At 42.9% G+C, this 17,537-nt stretch carries 13 protein-coding genes and 2 tRNA genes; 9 read left to right on the forward strand and 6 right to left on the reverse strand.

The window, feature by feature from the left end; all coding sequences use genetic code 11:
- Nucleotides 1-64 precede the first annotated feature (64 nt).
- Together ltaE and R7P80_RS19575 are read right to left on the reverse strand one after the other, a co-directional pair.
- A complete protein-coding gene (gene ltaE / locus R7P80_RS19570; protein ID WP_005375978.1) occupies nucleotides 65-1,069 on the reverse strand; it encodes a low-specificity L-threonine aldolase in 1,005 nt (334 codons plus the stop codon).
- A gap of 22 nt (nucleotides 1,070-1,091) precedes the next feature.
- Nucleotides 1,092-1,607, reverse strand: coding sequence for an NUDIX hydrolase (locus tag R7P80_RS19575; RefSeq protein ID WP_186585271.1), 516 nt, complete (start codon nucleotides 1,605-1,607; stop codon nucleotides 1,092-1,094).
- 269 nt (nucleotides 1,608-1,876) lie between these two features.
- On the opposite strand from R7P80_RS19575, the gene R7P80_RS19580 reads away from it, so the two are divergent.
- From R7P80_RS19580 to dld, 6 genes are all read left to right on the forward strand, one after another.
- Nucleotides 1,877-3,538 (forward strand): ATPase RavA domain-containing protein, encoded by a 1,662-nt coding sequence (locus R7P80_RS19580; RefSeq protein WP_132936426.1) that lies wholly within the window; start codon nucleotides 1,877-1,879, stop codon nucleotides 3,536-3,538.
- A gap of 9 nt (nucleotides 3,539-3,547) precedes the next feature.
- Nucleotides 3,548-5,002: an ATPase RavA stimulator ViaA gene (viaA, locus tag R7P80_RS19585; RefSeq protein WP_005375981.1), complete on the forward strand. Its 1,455-nt coding sequence runs from the start codon at nucleotides 3,548-3,550 to the stop codon at nucleotides 5,000-5,002.
- A gap of 204 nt (nucleotides 5,003-5,206) precedes the next feature.
- Nucleotides 5,207-5,280, forward strand: a tRNA-Cys gene (locus R7P80_RS19590).
- A gap of 37 nt (nucleotides 5,281-5,317) precedes the next feature.
- Nucleotides 5,318-5,393, forward strand: a tRNA-Gly gene (locus R7P80_RS19595).
- 239 nt (nucleotides 5,394-5,632) lie between these two features.
- Nucleotides 5,633-6,535: a LysR family transcriptional regulator gene (locus tag R7P80_RS19600; RefSeq protein WP_132936427.1), complete on the forward strand. Its 903-nt coding sequence runs from the start codon at nucleotides 5,633-5,635 to the stop codon at nucleotides 6,533-6,535.
- Nucleotides 6,536-6,917: 382 nt separating this feature from the next.
- Nucleotides 6,918-8,624: a D-lactate dehydrogenase gene (dld, locus tag R7P80_RS19605; protein ID WP_053349928.1), complete on the forward strand. Its 1,707-nt coding sequence runs from the start codon at nucleotides 6,918-6,920 to the stop codon at nucleotides 8,622-8,624.
- A 140-nt stretch (nucleotides 8,625-8,764) separates the two neighbouring features.
- Here the strand turns inward: dld and R7P80_RS19610 are convergent, their stop codons facing one another.
- The 4 genes from R7P80_RS19610 to R7P80_RS19625 all read right to left on the reverse strand — a co-directional run bounded on the left by R7P80_RS19610 (nucleotide 8,765) and on the right by R7P80_RS19625 (nucleotide 13,175).
- Nucleotides 8,765-9,073, reverse strand: coding sequence for an AzlD family protein (locus tag R7P80_RS19610; protein ID WP_017820198.1), 309 nt, complete (start codon nucleotides 9,071-9,073; stop codon nucleotides 8,765-8,767).
- Nucleotides 9,070-9,801, reverse strand: coding sequence for an AzlC family ABC transporter permease (locus tag R7P80_RS19615; protein ID WP_017820197.1), 732 nt, complete (start codon nucleotides 9,799-9,801; stop codon nucleotides 9,070-9,072). Before R7P80_RS19615 ends, R7P80_RS19610 begins: the two co-directional genes overlap by 4 nt.
- A 311-nt stretch (nucleotides 9,802-10,112) precedes the next feature.
- Complete coding sequence (alr, locus tag R7P80_RS19620) at nucleotides 10,113-11,342, reverse strand: alanine racemase (RefSeq protein WP_025767730.1); 1,230 nt, start codon at nucleotides 11,340-11,342, stop codon at nucleotides 10,113-10,115.
- A 201-nt stretch (nucleotides 11,343-11,543) separates the two neighbouring features.
- Nucleotides 11,544-13,175 carry a methyl-accepting chemotaxis protein gene (locus R7P80_RS19625; RefSeq protein ID WP_053303666.1) on the reverse strand — a complete coding sequence of 544 codons (1,632 nt, stop codon included), beginning with the start codon at nucleotides 13,173-13,175 and terminating at the stop codon, nucleotides 11,544-11,546.
- A gap of 1,038 nt (nucleotides 13,176-14,213) precedes the next feature.
- Between R7P80_RS19625 and R7P80_RS19630 the strand changes: the two genes are divergently transcribed.
- The 3 genes from R7P80_RS19630 (at nucleotide 14,214) to R7P80_RS19640 (ending at nucleotide 17,502) form a co-directional block, all read left to right on the forward strand.
- A complete protein-coding gene (locus R7P80_RS19630; protein WP_212734075.1) occupies nucleotides 14,214-15,806 on the forward strand; it encodes a hypothetical protein in 1,593 nt (530 codons plus the stop codon).
- A gap of 153 nt (nucleotides 15,807-15,959) precedes the next feature.
- Nucleotides 15,960-17,150, forward strand: coding sequence for a site-specific integrase (locus R7P80_RS19635; RefSeq protein WP_169644543.1), 1,191 nt, complete (start codon nucleotides 15,960-15,962; stop codon nucleotides 17,148-17,150).
- Nucleotides 17,151-17,229: 79 nt separating this feature from the next.
- Nucleotides 17,230-17,502 (forward strand): hypothetical protein, encoded by a 273-nt coding sequence (locus tag R7P80_RS19640; RefSeq protein WP_225491842.1) that lies wholly within the window; start codon nucleotides 17,230-17,232, stop codon nucleotides 17,500-17,502.
- Nucleotides 17,503-17,537 lie beyond the last annotated feature (35 nt).

A 17,537-nucleotide genomic window follows, 5' to 3' on the forward strand; every position in this document is an offset into this window, starting at 1 on the left:
CGCTAAAAATCATGGCGATACAATAAAGCTTCCCCTTAGGGGAAGCTCAATGATCAAAATCAAATTAAAGTAGAGATTTTATACTTGATAAGAAAGTGTCGATGTCTTTCGCTGAAATATCTTTATGAGTTACAAAACGAATTGGATTTCCAGGGGTTATCGTGATGTTTTGTTCCTTTAGTTTCGCAGCGATACTTACTATGTCCACTTGAGGATCAAGCTTCGCGAACACGATGTTCGTTTGAACAAATTCAGGGTTGACTGAAAAACCAGGCAGTTCTGCTAAACCTTCCGCTAAGGTTTTTGCGTTGATGTGGTCTTGTTTTAGCTGTTCCACTTGTTCGGTAAGGGCAAGTTTGCCTGCTGCGGCAAGAATACCCGCTTGACGCATACCACCGCCGACCATCTTTCTTAAGCGACGTGCTTTTGCGATGTAGTCTTTGCTACCAAGTAGTAGCGAGCCAACAGGGGCAGCCAGACCTTTCGACAGACAGATCGTCATTGAATCAAAGTACTGACCGATCTCTTTTACCGGAACATCAAGTGCAACGGCTGCGTTAAAAACGCGAGCGCCATCTAGATGCATCTGCAAGTTATGTTTATTCACGAAGTCACGTGCTTCTGCTAAGTAAGACAGAGGTAGTACTTTACCATTAATTGTGTTTTCTAAGCTGAGAAGCTTAGTGCGAGCAAAGTGACAATCATCTGGTTTAATCGCAGCAGCCAGTTTATCAAATGGTAGCGTGCCATCTGGGTTATTTTCGACTGGTTGAGGTTGAATTGATCCCAAAACCGCCGCGCCACCAGCTTCGTATTTGTAGTTATGTGCTTGTTGCCCACATAGATATTCATCTCCCCGCTCGCAATGCGCCATTAAACCGAGCAGATTGGCTTGAGTGCCTGAAGTGGTAAACAAAGCTGCTTCGAAACCAGCAAGCTGCGCAGCAAATTTTTCAAGCTCATTGACCGTAGGGTCATCACCATAAACATCATCCCCAACGGGGGCCTTAAACATGGCTTCTCGCATGGCTTGGGTGGGCTGTGTAACGGTATCTGATCGAAAATCCATGAATGTCTCCTTGGTCAAAGTCCTAAATATATCCGCAAAGGCGCGCTTTGCTTAAGCAAGCGATCGTTTTGGCATCGGTGATCGTGCCATCGACTATCTTTTCTTCGAGTTGCTTGATTGACAAGGTGACGACCTCAATCACTTCGTCTTCATCGCACTCGTAACGGTTTGTTTTGTTGAGCTTTTCGGCAACAAATAGATACTGTATCTCATCACAAAATCCGGCAAGAGGGGTGACTTGGCCGAGAGACGTGAATTTCTCTGCACTAAACCCAGTTTCTTCCTCTAACTCTCTTTTGGCGCAGCAGAGCGGCTCTTCGTTGCCTTCCCTGGTACCAGCAGGAAGTTCCAATAGCCATTTATTAAGTGAAGGCCGAAATTGGTGGACAAGGACAACCTCACCCTCCGCTGTTATAGGGAGAATCACTGCAGCGCCCGGATGATGGATTGTAGTGTGCGTAATTGCCTGTCCTGTAGGAAGCATAACGTCTTCTTCAATCAGAGAAATTTGCTTCCATTTATGAATTATCTTGCTCATGCAGTTATGAACCCTAGCTGTTACCGCATTTTTGACGTTTTTCGACATTAACCACAAATGGTGGGAAACAAAAGCAAAAAATACTGCAACACGACGAAAGCGTTTGCACTTTAAGTGAGCAATGTCTCATAAATGGAAACTTTGATTGCTTCGTCAAGAAGGGGAAAAGCATCTGCTATAAGGGGAATTCGACAAAATACATTTGTAACAAAGTTATAACAAGTGTATAAAAATGTTAACGCAATACCACTTCAGCAGCCGGAGAACGTATGACACAAACCTTATTTGCCTCAAATGCCGAAAAAGCGCTTCTCTCAGAACGCATCAATAAATTGGCGAAAGCGTTAACGGATGGCGTTTATGAGCGTGAACATACGATCAAGCTCTGCCTTCTTGCTGCACTTGCTGGTGAAAGTGTTTTTCTTTTAGGTCCGCCTGGTATTGCAAAAAGCTTAATTGCCAAACGACTCATCCAAGCGTTCGATAACAGCAGTTACTTCGAATACCTGATGACGCGCTTCTCAACCCCTGAAGAGGTGTTTGGGCCACTGAGTATCCAAGAGCTAAAAGACAACGGCCGTTATGTTCGCTTAACTAAAGGGTATTTGCCAACTGCACAAGTCGTATTTTTGGATGAAATCTGGAAGGCGGGCCCTGCAATTCTTAATACATTGCTGACAGTGGTTAATGAGAAAACATTCAAAAATGGCAGCGATATCGAGCGTGTGCCAATGCGCTTGTTGGTATCGGCTTCCAATGAATTACCCGATGAAGATAGTGGATTGGATGCGCTCTACGACCGCATGTTGGTACGTGTGTTTGTGAATCGAATTCAGAATAAACAAAACTTTAAGTCGATGTTGACTGTGGGCACATCGCAAGAGGCACAAGTACCAGAAGGCCTAGCGATAACTGATGAAGAATATCATCAATGGCAACAACAGCTCGACAAATTGACGCTAACCGACAATGCATTCGAAAAGCTTTTCCAGCTTAAAACGATGTTAGAAAGCAAAGTTGAAGCTCAGTTTGGTGATGTGGCCAATACCGACATGTATGTCTCTGACCGCCGCTGGAAGAAAGCCGTGAAGTTGTTAAAAGCGAGCGCGTTTTTTAATGGTCGCGATGGAATAAATCCGCTTGACCTTCTACTGTTGCAAGATTGTTTATGGAACAGTCCTGAATCGCGAGATGTGGTACGTGAAGTGGTTCAAGAGTTCGCCTTAAAACATGCATTTGATCAACAAGACGCGGAGCAGGAAATTGAGTACTGCCGTGAGTCTTTGGTTGATGTTCAACATGAACTTGAAGATGCCTACCGCATGACGTTAACGTCTGAAGCGGCAACGGGTATTTTGCGTAAAGAAACCATGCGCTTTGATACCTCTAAAGCCAAGATGTACAAAGTTGGCGCAGCCGTTAACTTAGTTAAATTGGTTGTCTTGCAAAGCAACATGTCGGTTTCAGAATCAGAAAAAGGTGATAGCCGCTGGGTTTATGTACCCAAAGATGAGTTAGACCGAGTCATTAAAGAGGGAAGCGGTGATGTGTATGGTTACGTCAATCAAAACACCAACATGTGCCGTTTACGATTTGACGTTGACGCGGCGAACAACCTAGTTATCCGTGATATCGCGAACCGAGGCATTCTGGTTAGTCTAGTGACTCAAGAGGGCTTGGATGTAGAGCTTTACCAAAAGTGGTTAACGCAGAGCGAAAAAGCCGTAAATCAGCTTAGTGAGGCAGAACACCATATGCGTAAGGTGAAAGCGAACTTTCATGATGCGCTTCCGCATAGCTTTGTTGATCCTGAACTACCCCGCCTAATGGAGTCGAGTCTGCAACAGGTCAGTCAGAGACTTGAATCAATCCAAGCAGAAAGTGAAAAAGTTATCCAACGCTTTAAAAACTTAAATCAGTTTTTCTCATAAGGAGACGACATGCTAGGTGCAGACGGACTTAACCTCGCGCTGATGGTGGCCGACTCCGGCATCATCGATAGCGCAGTTAATGATTTGATGGCTCGTTCACAAGTCATGATGATGGCAGAAAACCGAGGTGTTAAATCTTCGGTCAAAGGTCACTTGTTAAAGTGGCGAGGCAGCGTCAAAAAACGGATCACCAAGGTATGTGAGACAGAGCGTTTCCAACAAGAGCTGTCTTTATATCAAGAGGTTATTCATTGGGATGAAGAGGCGTTTTTTGAAAACATCGAAGATGTGATTAAAAAGCTGGAATGGCACTCTGCGTTTTACATGCAAGCTCGCCGAATGATGGAAAAGAACAAAGGGATGAATAACCCTATGTTCCCTCATTACTTTTGTGATCAATGGTACAAAAGCCTCACCGATGCTATAAAACAAGCGCAAGTAAGCGAGCTTGAAGCCAATAAAGAAAAGGTGCTGAATGACCTGTATCAACGTATGGAAACCATGCGTAATATGGATAAAGTCACGGAGTCGGGTGACGCTGAAAGTGTAGGGCGCCTGTGGGATATGGCATCTGCCAAGTTGAGTAAAACAGACTTAACGGTGATGAAACGCCATGCTGAGTTTCTGAAGAAGCACCAAGGCTTGCAAGAAATTGCGGAGCAACTCGGTCGTATGGCGGGGCAAGTAAATGATCCTGAACTAAATCGTGCGCCCACTGAAGAACTTCAATTGGTCGAAGAGAAAAGTGATGAGGCGACGGATGATATTGTCGGTATTCACGAAAGCGATGATCTAAATAAGCTACTTCCCAACGAAACGATGTTTTTGGCGTATCCTGAACTTGAAGTTGTGTTCTATAAACACTTAGTTGATAAACGGCTCATGAACTATCGTACACAAGGCAAATCGCGCACGTTACGTAAAGTTAAAGCTCACCGACCTGACCATAAAGCGGTAGATATCGAAAAAGGCCCCTTCATTGTTTGTGTGGACGCGTCCGGTTCCATGAGTGGCTTTCCTGAGCAATGCGCCAAAGCCATGGCTTATGCTCTGATGCAAATCGCACTAGCGGAGCAACGTGATTGCTATGTCATTATTTTTTCTACGGAACACATTACCTACGAACTAACCAAACAAGATGGTCTGCGCGAGGCGGCGGACTTTCTAACTTATAGCTTCCATGGTGGTACAGACTTAGAGCCAACTTTGATTAAATCTATCGACTTGATGAGCGGTGATAAATATAAAAACGCAGACATGGTAGTCATTTCCGACTTTATCGCGCCAAAACAACAAGACGAGTTACTGGCCAAAGTGGATGCGCTCAAAGCGAAGAAAAACCGTTTTCACGCGATTAGCTTATCGAAATACGGAAATCCTGCATTAATGTCGATGTTTGATCACACTTGGTCTTATCACCCTAATGTTGTGGGAAGATTGCTAAAAAGGGTCAGCAACTATTAAACGCCTTAATGTTTCATGGGACAAAACGAACTGAAAGCGAGATTTATATTGCTTCGTTTTAAGCCAATAAGATCGAACTTTGGTCGAATTGACTTAAAAGAAATCAAACGAACAGAAAATGAAATGTTTTTGTTTGACTATCTTCTCTCAATCCGTAAAGTAGCCACCAACGCAACGGGGTAGAGCCCTGAAGCGTAATAAAAAGGCGCCTTGGCAGAGTGGCTATGCAGCGGATTGCAAATCCGTGGACCTCGGTTCGACTCCGGGAGGCGCCTCCATTATTCTTTTGAGAGTGAATGGCTTTCGAGAATAAATGCGACACTAGCTCAGTTGGTAGAGCGCAACCTTGCCAAGGTTGAGGTCACGAGTTCGAAGCTCGTGTGTCGCTCCAAATTATTCAGATATGGCCATGGCGGTATCTCGATGCCAAGTGCATCAACTTAAAACCAGCGAAAGCTGGTTTTTTTGTATCTGAAGACTGATAAATTCACACCATCTCTTTTTCATTACCTGTGAGCTTAGCAACCCCATCTCTGTCACGAGTTTCTGATATTAAGTGTGACCCGATGTTTCGCACCTCAGCCAATTTCAGTTTACAATACGGGCTTCCAAAGGATTTGACGAAGACGCATGAGAAATACCGACGATTACATCATTTTTTATCACTTGATCGAGCAAGGTTCATTCAGTGCTGCCGCTAGACATATGTCACTGACTAAATCGGTCGTCAGTAAACGCATTGCCAAGCTTGAACAAGAGCTTGGTGTACAGCTTCTCTACCGAACAACGCGAACGCTAACGTTGACTGAAGCAGGACGAGCGTTTTTTACTCATGCAAAAGCGGTTTATCAAGCGGTGGCAACGGCGGAAGAATCCATTGTGGGTTTAGGTAAAAACTTATCTGGACACATTAAAATTTCGGTGCCTACTATCTCTGGTGAATTAATTCTTCCTCAAGTGATTAATGAATTTAATCAGAAATACCCAGACATCAATATCGATATGGATCTAGATAATCGTTTCGTCGATATCATGAATGAACGTTTTGATTTGGCAATTAGAACGGGTGTGTTGCCAGATTCTAGTCTGATTGCAAGAAAGCTGGTGGATGCGAATTGGATCATTTGCGCGTCACCCCAATACCTAGCTAAACATGGCATACCTAAACAACCTCAAGCCTTGGCTAAACACAATTGTTTAGTCTATTCCTACCAAGAAACCGGAGCGCATGAGTGGGCGTTTAAAGATGGAGACGAGGTATATCAAATCACCGTCGACGGTAACCTCTGTACCAACAATTCTTCTGTATTGAGAAATGTAGCGCTGTTAGGGCAGGGAATCATCTATGTGCCGCGTGTATTGGTTTATGAAGACTTAAAGCAAGGCAGTCTGATTCAGTTATTTAAAGACGAAACCGCCAAATGTTTGGGTATTTATGCGGTGTACCCTTACACTCGTCAGCAACCAGAAAAAATTAAGATCTTTATCGATCATCTATACACAAGCTTTCAAAGTCAAAACCATCGATTTTAAGCCAATAACTCAACACCGATCGTTATGTTGGTGTTGAGCTTATGTTTCCATCTTCATTTCTAAGAGTCCTCTTAAATTTAGGAGCTTACGCTTCTCCTCGTTTTCTTCACTAATATTGATAACAAGATACCCCGCACAACTGTTAACAAATGGTTTTGCTATTGTTTCTTTTAAGAAACGGTCTGTTTCTTACGTTAAATTTCTCAAATGTGAAAGATAAGTAACAGAAAAATAAAGAATTATTTTGTTTGTTGTTTATTGATTACGTATTGTTCGTCCGCCTGACATAGACGCAGAGAAATGGACTGCTTATAGTGGCTCAAACGCCATGCCTGCCGCTAAGCGGTGTTGTGAGCGAAGTACAATAACTAGAGATACGGATATGAAACAAAAGCAGCTGATTGAAGAATTTAAAACCATCGTGGGGGAAGAAAATGTTCTAACCGACGAGGTTAAAACGAAATATTACCGCTCGGGGTTTCGTTCGGGTAGTGGTAATGCGCTTGCTATCGTGTTTCCTAACACTCTTCTAGAACAATGGAAGATTATTAAACAGTGTGTTGAAGCAAACTGCATCATTATCATGCAGGCGGCTAAAACAGGTTTAACAGAGGGCTCAGCTCCGAGTGGTAATGATTATGATCGCGATGTGGTTGTGATCAATATTACCAAAATCAAGAAGATTCACTTATTAGATGGTGGTAAGCAGGCGGTTTGCTTGCCTGGTGCGAGCTTACACTCTTTGGAGAAAGAGTTGAAGGCAGTGAACCGAGCACCGCATTCTATCATCGGCTCTTCATCGCTAGGTGCCACTGTGGTCGGTGGTATCGCCAATAACTCAGGCGGTGCGCTAGTTAAGCGTGGTCCTGCTTATACGGAACTGGCGCTCTACGCGCAGGTCGATAAGCAAGGCCAGTTACATTTGGTGAACCACCTTGGTATTGAAGGGTTAGGTGAAACGCCAGAAGAAATTCTAACAAACCTGCAAGAAGGGAACTTTGACCCAGCGAAGATCATTCATGATGAGCGAATGGCATCAGACAAAGAATACGATGAACGTGTTCGAGACGTGACTTCTGACATTCCTTCTCGCTTTAATGCCGATGAACGCCGATTATTTGAAGCCAGTGGCTGCGCTGGTAAGTTGGGGGTTTTTGCCGTTCGGGTTGACAGCTACCCAGTACCCGAAAAAGAGCAGGTTTTTTACCTTGGCACCAATGACCCTGCGAAACTAACGAAGTTGCGAAAAGACTTCTTATCTACGTTTGATAACTTGCCTGAGATGGGAGAATACTTGCATCGAGATATCTTCAACATGGCAGAGAAGTACGGCAAGGATGTGTTCTTATCCATCGACTTGTTAGGCACAGATAAGCTGCCAAAAATGTTCGCACTTAAAGCTAAGGTAGAAAACTTCTTAGAGCGCATCCCGTTTGTCAGTAAATATCTGCCAGACACCATTTTGTACTACGCGAGCAAGTTGTTCCCACAACATTTACCAGAGCGAATGCTGGATTTCCGTGACAAGTATGAGCATCACCTGGTATTGAAAATGAGTGATGGTGGTATTGCTGAAGCACAAAAATACCTCAAAGAAGTTTGGGCTGTTGAAGACGACTGTGATTTCTTCGAGTGTACGCCGGAAGAAGGTAAAAAAGCTTATTTACATCGCTTTGCAGCCGCTGGTGCAGCAATTCGGTACGAGACGATTCATCGAAAAGACGTAGAAGACATCGTTGCACTTGATATCGCATTGCGACGCAATGATGAAGAGTGGCTAGAAACTTTGCCTGAAGAGGTGAGTAAGCACCTTGTTCAAGCGCTCTATTATGGTCACTTTATGTGTTACGTCTTCCATCAAGATTACATTTTCAAAAAAGGGACTGACACGAAGTTGATGAAAAAGCTGATGCTAGAGCACCTCAATAGCCGTGGTGCCAAATACCCAGCAGAACATAATGTGGGTCACTTGTATGAAGCCGAAAACTCGTTGCAGAAGTTTTACCACGAATTAGACCCAACCAATACCTTTAACCCTGGTATTGGTAAAATGGACAAATATAAGCGCAATTGTAACTGCTGTGCGTAATGTGCTGTCTCACTATGATTAATAATCGTTGTTCATCGTTCAAATGATGAGCATAAGATAAGCCCTGATGACACTTGTGACATCAGGGCTTTGTGTTTTGGGTCTTTTATTGATGACTGGTATCGGCTTTGAAACAACGACTAAAGAGCACGTACTGCAGCGGCGGCGATGATGCCTGCTGCGATTGCGGGTAGAGGCTTTTTCACGATGAACATGACAACGGCAGTAGAAAACAGTGCTGCTCTAGCACCGTTATCACCCTCTACTGCTAGCGGAGCTAAAAGGGCAACCAATACGGAGCCTGACATCGCAGTAATGAAACGTTGAACCCGTTCGCTAATTGGAATGAATGACATAACATACACTCCGCCCCAGCGGGTTATGAGCGTGACTAACGCCATAGCGATAATGATAAGCAGTGTGCCACCTAAGGTTGTTTCGATGTTCATGCTTTCTTCTCCTTCCAACAAGCACCCAAGACTCCGCCAGTAATGGCGCCAACCACTACGTGGCTATTCTCTGGCAAATACCAATACGCCAACATAGAAGAGGCTGCTGCTATGGCCCAAATAGCAAAGATTCTTAAGTCTTTCGGCCCGGCCACCACCATAGACAGCAGGAAGCATCCCATAACCATATCGAGCCCTAGGCCCACCGGATCTTTGATTGCGCTACCAAAATAAATGCCGATCCAGGTGCCCACAATCCAAAAAGACCACATCGCTAAGCCGCCACCAACAAGCAAGCCAAAGCCTGGTTCTTTTCTACCAAATGCATTGAGTGCCATTGCCCAGTTAGCGTCTGATGCTACCAGCATTACACCGTAACGTTTTGTTGGTGGGAGTTGTCGTAACCATGGATAAAGTGTAGCTCCCATCAAGAGGTGACGAGCATTAATAGCAAATACAGTAATAAGAACTGGAATGAGAGGGACTTCTGCTCCCCACATTTCTAACGTGGCAAATTGTGAAGCACCGGCGAAGACCAGTGTGCTCATCAACATAGTGGGAAATACATCTAGTCCAGTCTGTACCGCAGCAACACCGAAAGCGAGGCCAAATATGACCACGAACATAGAGAGGGGTAAAAGTTGGGTGAAGCCGTTCCAGACGTCAAGCCGATTAAATTCGTGCAACTCAGTGGAGGAGCGTTGAAGATGTTGAGTATTTTCTGTCATAGAGATACCTAGCTAGCAGGCAAAGGGGCAGTGCCATACGAGTGTGTTTGTTATTCTTTTGTAAACTTCATGTTTAACATCAATTGGAGGGGCTTTCAAACTCTAAGTGCTATATAAAATTGAGCCATCCAAGCGGCTTTAAGAAACAGAGTGTAGAGAGTCGCGCTTGGTAGTGCTAAAGGAGAATAAAACAACAGAAATAGTAAGCTCTGTTTAATTGATAACATCACGAGCTAGTACAGATTAGTAAATAAGAAAGAAAGCGAGCACGAGGCTCGCTTTTTCGCTCTGTTACGAATAACTGAATAGGTTTATTTTACGTAGACACGAGGGTTCGCGCTTCCCCAAACCGTGTATAGTTCAGGGAAGATGACTTCTGCGTGTTTTTCCATCTCAGCAGCTGAAATCGTTTTGCCTTGTTGGGAGCCAAACAAAACAACTTCAGAACCAGGCTCAACATCTTTGATACCTGTAACATCTACCATAGTAGTGTTCATTGAAGCAACGCCCGCAACTTTTGCACGTTGGCCATTGATCAGAACTTCTGCCGTATTCCCCATTTTTCGTGGATAACCATCAGAGTAACCAACAGGAATGTTCGCCATTAAGCTTTCTTTGCTTGTTGTGTAGCTGCTGTCGTAACCGACTGTGCTATTTTTTGGCAGGTGGTGAACGGATGCCACGCGTGTTTTGAAAGACACGATAGAAGGGTACTCAGGGTTAGTTGGTAAGTCTCCGTATAAAACGCCACCAGGACGAACCATATCAAGCTGCGCCTCAGGAACATTAAGCGCGGTGTAAGAGTTTGCTACGTGCAGTAAAATGTTGTCGCGTTTTAGATTCGCTTCTTTAATCAGCCATGCAGAACTGTCTTTGAATGAAGCTAACTTTTGGCGCACGTCGTCTGCATTGTAGTTAGGGAAATGAGTCATGATACCAACAATATTTACGCCAGCTTGTTGAGCGATTTTTAGCGCTTCTTTCTTGCCTGCTTCTGTCGTCATATCAACACCATTACGTCCCATACCACCGTCGTTCAGAGCAAGGTGAACTTTGATTTCTTTACCAGCTTTCTCGGCTAGTTTAGACAGTGCTTTAGCTTGCTCTGCTGTGCCTATCAACTCTTCGACATTTAGGTTGATTGCGGCTTCAATCTCGCCAATATCCGCTGAGCGTACACGCATAAGTTGGCCTTTAAAGCCACTGTCGCGAACAGTTTGTGCTTCGGCGTTACTTGCAACGGCAACGCAAGGAATTTGTTGCTCGATAATAGTCGGCATCAGGCCTGCGATACCATTGCCGTATGCGTCGGCTTTCATCACGGCACAAATTTTCGTTTTGCCATCCATGTGCGATTTAAACTGCTCAATATTATCGCGGAACTGACCTAAGTTTATTTCTAGCCAAGCGTTAGCACCTTGAACTTGCTCTGCTTTTGCTGCTGTATTGCTAATTTGAAGAGGAGCAGCAGTAGCTTGCATTACAGGAACCGCGATTGCAGCAGCGATAGTCAGTGATAGTAAGGTTTTATTTAAGCGCATAAAGTCTCCGTACGCGTTTTTTGTATTGGTTATGTTATTGAGTACTTGGGGAAAGTACCTGACGAAGTAAAACGCTCCAAGTGGTGCTTTGGAGCGTTTATTAAGATAGTGATTTAATATATACCTAAATATACCTCAGTGATGACATTCAATTTAAGCAAATCGGGATTGATTTGATATCTACTAAGGTACCTACTGAGTTTAACTCAGTTTAAAGCGGCTCATTACATCTTTAAGAGAAATGGATAGCTGGCTTAGTTCGCGGCACGCCTGTGCGGTTTGCTCCGAGCCTTGCGAGACCTCTTGAGATGCTAAATGTATGTTTTCAATGCTGCGGTTAAGCTCTTCCGCAACAGAGTCTTGCTGGTTACAAGCCGTGGCGATTTGGGTACCCATGTCTGAGATGTCCGAAATCGAATGCTCAATGTCGCTCATCAGCTGTTTTGATTGAATGCCTTGTTCTGCACATTCTGAGATACTGGTTCTAGAAAGTTCAGTGGCTGATTTTGCGTCTTTTGCAAGTGATTGTAGCTGCTCAATGATCGAAGTGATTTCACTCGTTGAATCTTGCGTACGGCCAGCAAGAGTTCGAACTTCGTCTGCAACGACGGCAAAGCCACGACCAGACTCACCAGCACGCGCCGCTTCAATGGCTGCATTAAGTGCAAGTAGGTTGGTTTGATCGGCGATGTCGCGGATAACATCCACGATCACGTTAATTTTATTCGATTGCTGTTCAAGCTCTGCTACGGTATCGCCTGCAGCGCCAATTACGTTTGAAACTTCTTGAATCGCGTCAACCATACCTTGGGTTTCACGAACACCGTGTTGTGTGCGGCGGTTTGCTTCGTTAGCTTGGTTCGCTGAGTCTTCAGTGTTACGAGCAACATCGGCTACGGCCGCTTTCATTTCTGTCATTGCTGTTGCGATGTGCGTAATTTGCAGCTGTTGATCTTTCATACCAGACGCAGAAATATCGGAGATTTGGTTCATCTCTTCGACAGCGCTGCTTAACTGAGTAACTGCAGCAATCACATTATCGATAACTTGGCGTAAGTCATCTTGCATCTTAGTGGTCGCGTCTGCCAGTTCACCAAGCTCATCATTGCCGATTGCTTTACGGTCAATGTCACTTGATAGATCACCTGTCGCGATGGCATTTGCTTGCTCAACAACAAGTTTAAGTGGGCCACAAATTAGCCGAGTCAGCACGTATGTCATGCCTACCATGATCAGTAGAATAATCACGTTACTTGCAATTGAAGAATTACTCAATCCATTTACAGAGGACAGGATATGAGTTTTGTTGCTGTCCATAGCTTCTTTAAGGAGACGGATTAGTTCGCCTAACTCTGAGTCAACCGCTTCGAAAGCAGACAAAGAGTTCGCCAAAATAGGGTGGGCCTTGCTTTTGTCGTTAGCTAGCATCGCTTCATTGTACTGGTCCATAGTATCCAAGTACTTTTTCCACTGACGCATAAGACGCTGGTAAGTTTGCTGCTCTTCGCCAGGCCAGATAGTTTCACCGTAAGCGTTGAGCTCTCTAGTGATCTTTTCGCGTTCTCTAATATTGTTAGAAATTTTAGTTTTGACTTGGTCTGCGTCTTCATAAGTGTACGCAGCAAATTGAGCTCGGCGCCAGCGAGACAAGTGGTCTCGAATCGAATCGACCCTTTCCATTGCAGGAAGCGTATCATCGGTATAGTTTAAAAGCTCAGATTTGATGCTTTTGAGCTCTGTAGATAAAAACACGCCAAATGCAATGTTGACGATGGCAATGAGTAAAAACGATAGCGATATCTTTTTCGCTATAGAAAGATTCTTGATAGACATTAGTGATATACCTTGTTTTTCTTATGTTGTGTCGCCAAAGTAAACCACATCCTTATATGTGATATATGTCCATTAAATTACTGCAACTCGTGTAACGTACCATTATTTATTGATATTTTCGATAATGAATTGAGCTTTGTTTGAAAATAAAAAAAGTCAATGATTTTATAAAGGTACGACCACATTCGATATAAAGTTATCAGTAACAAAATATGATGTTCTGTACGCAATCGTGCCAAGAGTAGGGAATTAAATTGTTACAGATGTTACAGCGGTGAAAAGATCAGCGTTCATAACGTGATAGTCGCGTGTTTACCTCGAAGCAGTTACGGACACTAGTATGCGTATGACTTCAGGGCTAATGAAAGGGAACGGGTGCTTATTGGTCTAATTGAATGCCAAATGTACTAGTCAGATCGCTTTTTAAGCACTTAAATAAAAAAGATAAAATTTATTGTTGACCAGATAAATTAATCCGTTAAAGTACGCCTCGTTCTCACGGCAAAGGTCGATGAGACAGATGGTGTCTAACCCATCGCATGATTGCGTTGCCCTGGTGGTGGAATTGGTAGACACAAGGGATTTAAAAATCCTAGAAAAATTGCGGTGTCGTAATCAGTAAAAATCATATCAAGCCGGCTTAATGCTGGTTTTTTTGTACCTGAAATTCAGGGTAAGCCTTCTCCTCAAACCTACCTCCTGTCTATCTCCTGTTCTCTGTGCAGATTTCCTGTGCGATTAAAGTGTCAAGAATCTCCTGTGCTGATGAACTGTGCGTGATTTACGTGCCAATATAGCCAAGGCTGAATTGCTGTGGGTCTCTTGTCTGTGTCCGGTCTGGTGGGGCGTGATGAAGCGGACGCGAAACCTAATAAAAGTTTTTACTTAAGGGTTAGTGTCCACTTTATAGAAAATTAACTAGTAATCATCCCGGCCCAAACGTTATCAGTTCACAATTTTTGGCAAGTATGCGCATGCTGGAATATCTTTCTTATGCAGCGTGTTGATATGATTGTGTGCTAAAGATCAGCTTGAAATATGTCTATCGAAAACCTGTTTGTTGAAGACATTCAAGATTCATATTTGGAAAAGGGCGAGTTAATGAGTAAAGTATCATTGTTTTTTGGTGCTGGTGCCGAAATTGGCTATGGTTTACCGTCAGGAGGGAAATTTGCCCTCGACATATTTAGAATGGATGTTGCTGAAGACAAAAAACGGTTAAGAGAAGCAAGGGAAAAAGTCAATAAACGCTCAAATTATGCCAAGAATTGGCTACCACAAGACTATGAGAAGAAGCCCATATCATCATTTGGTAGAACTCAATATGAAAGCTTGGTTAAAAGTAGTTTAGAGTACAAACGTTTTGATATTATTAGATATCTATCAGAATTTGACTCTAGAGTCTCAGAATTAGCCCGTAAGTTTGATGAAACATTTGATAGAAACATACGCGAAGCTTTTGAAAGGGTTTTGGGTATATCATTTGGTTCAGAAACATTTAGCCATGAAATTAGAATTTCTGGTATTTTGGGAGATTATAATCAACTGTTCTCAAGCGACTTTTTCTCGAGTTACTTGAAAGCACTTGAGCTCCCATCCACGGATGAAAACTTCTTTATAAGAAAAAGGTGCCGTGACTTTTGTCGTTCTGTCCTTGAGCTGCTTATAGGGGCTTGTGGCGAAGAATTAGTGCATAATTTAAATGATGGCATTTTTGAAAAGAAACCTGATGAGATTGACATATTTGATGATCTCGGGGCTATTTTTTCTTTAGATTATAGAGGGGCAGGTTTGACAGGCCTCGAAGTTATCTTAGATGGCGAGCCAATTGCAATAACAGCTGATACAAGTGATGAACACCTTATATGTGCATTTGCCCTAGAAATTCTTGAAGATATCTTTGCTGCTTCACTAGACTATCAATCACTGATTGATTCTAACTGGCGCTATCTTTATAGCCCAAAAACAGATTGGGCCAAATTTTGCAAGATAAATATATTTTTGAATACGGCTCAACGATATATATCATCTATAGCTGATAAATTCCATGAGAAAATAATAAGTGGTGATGGTTACTATCATGATATTCTAAATATTAAAGAAGAGCATGAAATTAAGGCTATTGGTACAACGAACTATAACAACTTTATCGGAACAATATCAGATGAAGATGTTTATTATTTGAATGGTTCAGTTGATGACTGCTATGATCCTTACCTAAATACTATTGTATCTAAAGAAATCTCAGCCGATAGTCAGCATTTTACAGTTCCATTTTTATTTACTCAAAGTGGGATTAAACCTCTCACATCAATTAAAATGTCTGAACGTTATGTGAAATTATACAATAACCTAAAGGAGTCTGATGTAGTCGCAGTTATAGGCTATGGTTTTAATGTGGATGACGGGCATATTAATGGCCTATTCCGTTCTTGTATAGAAGATGATGGAAAGGAACTAGTTATTTTTCACTACACAAATGACTTTGGTGCAGAATCTGATTTAAAGCTTAAAGAGTATTATCAAGAAAGATTGAGGTTGAAAGACCATTCAGGAATTACCGTTATTAAAGTAGGGAATGACCGGAAAACACCTGAAGGTAGTTTTTGGTACGATACGTTGAGAGAGTAAAACAGTTGAACTTTCTTTGTCAGTAACCTGGAATAGATGTGAAGCCTGACTTGTCTGTATTACATTAGGCTTCGTGTCCGACTTTCTTCCGGATTAGTACAAAAATTAGACATATATTCTTATTGAGTAAGCCAGTAAAGAGGTTCACTTAATATGGAGAAACGTTTTAAATTCACTACGGCTAAGATCACTAGCTTACCTTCCAATGATCCTAATTCTCGGTCCACTGAAGCAGAGTATTCCTGTTCCGAATTATCGGGCTTCAAGGTTCTGGTTGGTAAAAATGGGCGAAAGAAGTGGTTGGTTCGATATACTTTGAATGGTAAAAAAGGCTCTTTATCTCTTGGTACGTTTCCAGAAGTTTCCTTGGCGGATGCAAGGAAGCAAGCGCAACGTATTAAGCTAATGGTTGCTGAAGGAATAGATCCAAAAAACTCAACCGTCAAACCAGACATACCTACTGTATCTGAATACTTCAACAATCACTTCATTAAAATTTCTAAGTCACGCAAGAAAAGCTGGCGTCATGATATAGCAAGATTTAACCACTGTGTTGATATTTGGGATATCAGTTATGACCAGCTTAAAGTTTCACACATACAGTCCATGGTTGCAGGATTGATGGATAAGGTTCATTTACGTGGTAAGAAGCTAAGTCGTTCAACAATTAACCGTGTGTTATGTTTGCTCAAGCTAATGGGCCGCATGATAGAAGAAGAGTACTCCATTCCCAACGTTGCGGCTCGTGTTAAGTTGTTTCCAGAAACAGGAGCTAGGGAGCGATGGCTATCGCCTCAGGAGATAAAACGGATTTTCGAAGAGCTAAGAAAACCGGATTATTGTCCTATTCGTAGCCGGTTTATTATTCTGCTTTTCATGCTGGGATGCAGAGAACGCAGTCTCAGGGCTGCTCGTTGGCCAAATATTGACCTTGAAAATGGTGTGATGCGTATACCAAGGGAAGACTCAAAGAATGGGTTTCAACACCAGATCCAGCTTACACCCCAGGCGATTCAAGAGTTTCGTTTTTTGCTAAGGCTCAAGAAGAAGGGGAACCCATATGTATTTCCAGGGCAAAAAGAAAAGTCACACATCAGCCAACCTCGACATTTGTTCAACAAGATCAAAAAAGAATTGATGCTTAAAGAACCCGATCAGATCGTTTTTCATACAGCACGTCACTCTTATGCATCATCACTTATATCTGCAGGCGTTGATGTTGGTGTGCTAAAGCAACTTCTCGGCCATAAGTCCATTAGTAGCACAATGCGTTATGCGAGAGCTGGGAATGAGTCTCTTCGTCAATCTTCGCAAGTTCTAATCCAATTAATCGACGAAGCCTAATCGCTTCGATATTAAATCAACATATCAAGCCCGAACTCAACGAATGAGTTCGGGCTTTCTTATATATGGAGTTTTGAAAATGAAAATAATCACACAATTCAATGAGCTTGACTCTCTACCATTATCGAAAGAGACGATAGCAGCTTTACGACACCACATGACTGAACCATTCGAATTTGATGATGTAATTACTGCTGAATTCTGGCAAGAGGTTAGCACTAGCCTGATATTAATCGAAGAGTCAGATACGGATGAATCCATTAATCAGCAACCAGAGAGTGTTCAGCATCTTATTCGTTTTGTACAAAACTGTCGAGTAGACGATACTTGTTACCAAGTGCCGTCCCTCTAAGAACCCAGCGTGCAACTTTCACCGCACTAGGCTCA

Origin of the sequence: Vibrio sp. 2092 (genome assembly GCF_033339635.1) — a bacterium.
GTDB classification, from domain to species: Bacteria; Pseudomonadota; Gammaproteobacteria; order Enterobacterales; family Vibrionaceae; genus Vibrio; species Vibrio alginolyticus.

Excerpts from the sequence above, each read along its gene's own strand:
- R7P80_RS19610 (WP_017820198.1), bottom strand. The coding sequence starts at position 9,073 with ATGAACATCGAAACAACCTTAGGTGGCACACTGCTTATCATTATCGCT.
- dld (WP_053349928.1), top strand. The coding sequence starts at position 6,918 with ATGAAACAAAAGCAGCTGATTGAAGAATTTAAAACCATCGTGGGGGAA.
- R7P80_RS19615 (WP_017820197.1), bottom strand. The coding sequence starts at position 9,801 with ATGACAGAAAATACTCAACATCTTCAACGCTCCTCCACTGAGTTGCAC.
- ltaE (WP_005375978.1), bottom strand. The coding sequence starts at position 1,069 with ATGGATTTTCGATCAGATACCGTTACACAGCCCACCCAAGCCATGCGA.
- R7P80_RS19600 (WP_132936427.1), top strand. The coding sequence starts at position 5,633 with ATGAGAAATACCGACGATTACATCATTTTTTATCACTTGATCGAGCAA.
- alr (WP_025767730.1), bottom strand. The coding sequence starts at position 11,342 with ATGCGCTTAAATAAAACCTTACTATCACTGACTATCGCTGCTGCAATC.
- R7P80_RS19635 (WP_169644543.1), top strand. The coding sequence starts at position 15,960 with ATGGAGAAACGTTTTAAATTCACTACGGCTAAGATCACTAGCTTACCT.
- R7P80_RS19625 (WP_053303666.1), bottom strand. The coding sequence starts at position 13,175 with ATGTCTATCAAGAATCTTTCTATAGCGAAAAAGATATCGCTATCGTTT.
- R7P80_RS19575 (WP_186585271.1), bottom strand. The coding sequence starts at position 1,607 with ATGAGCAAGATAATTCATAAATGGAAGCAAATTTCTCTGATTGAAGAA.
- R7P80_RS19640 (WP_225491842.1), top strand. The coding sequence starts at position 17,230 with ATGAAAATAATCACACAATTCAATGAGCTTGACTCTCTACCATTATCG.
- R7P80_RS19630 (WP_212734075.1), top strand. The coding sequence starts at position 14,214 with ATGTCTATCGAAAACCTGTTTGTTGAAGACATTCAAGATTCATATTTG.
- R7P80_RS19580 (WP_132936426.1), top strand. The coding sequence starts at position 1,877 with ATGACACAAACCTTATTTGCCTCAAATGCCGAAAAAGCGCTTCTCTCA.
- viaA (WP_005375981.1), top strand. The coding sequence starts at position 3,548 with ATGCTAGGTGCAGACGGACTTAACCTCGCGCTGATGGTGGCCGACTCC.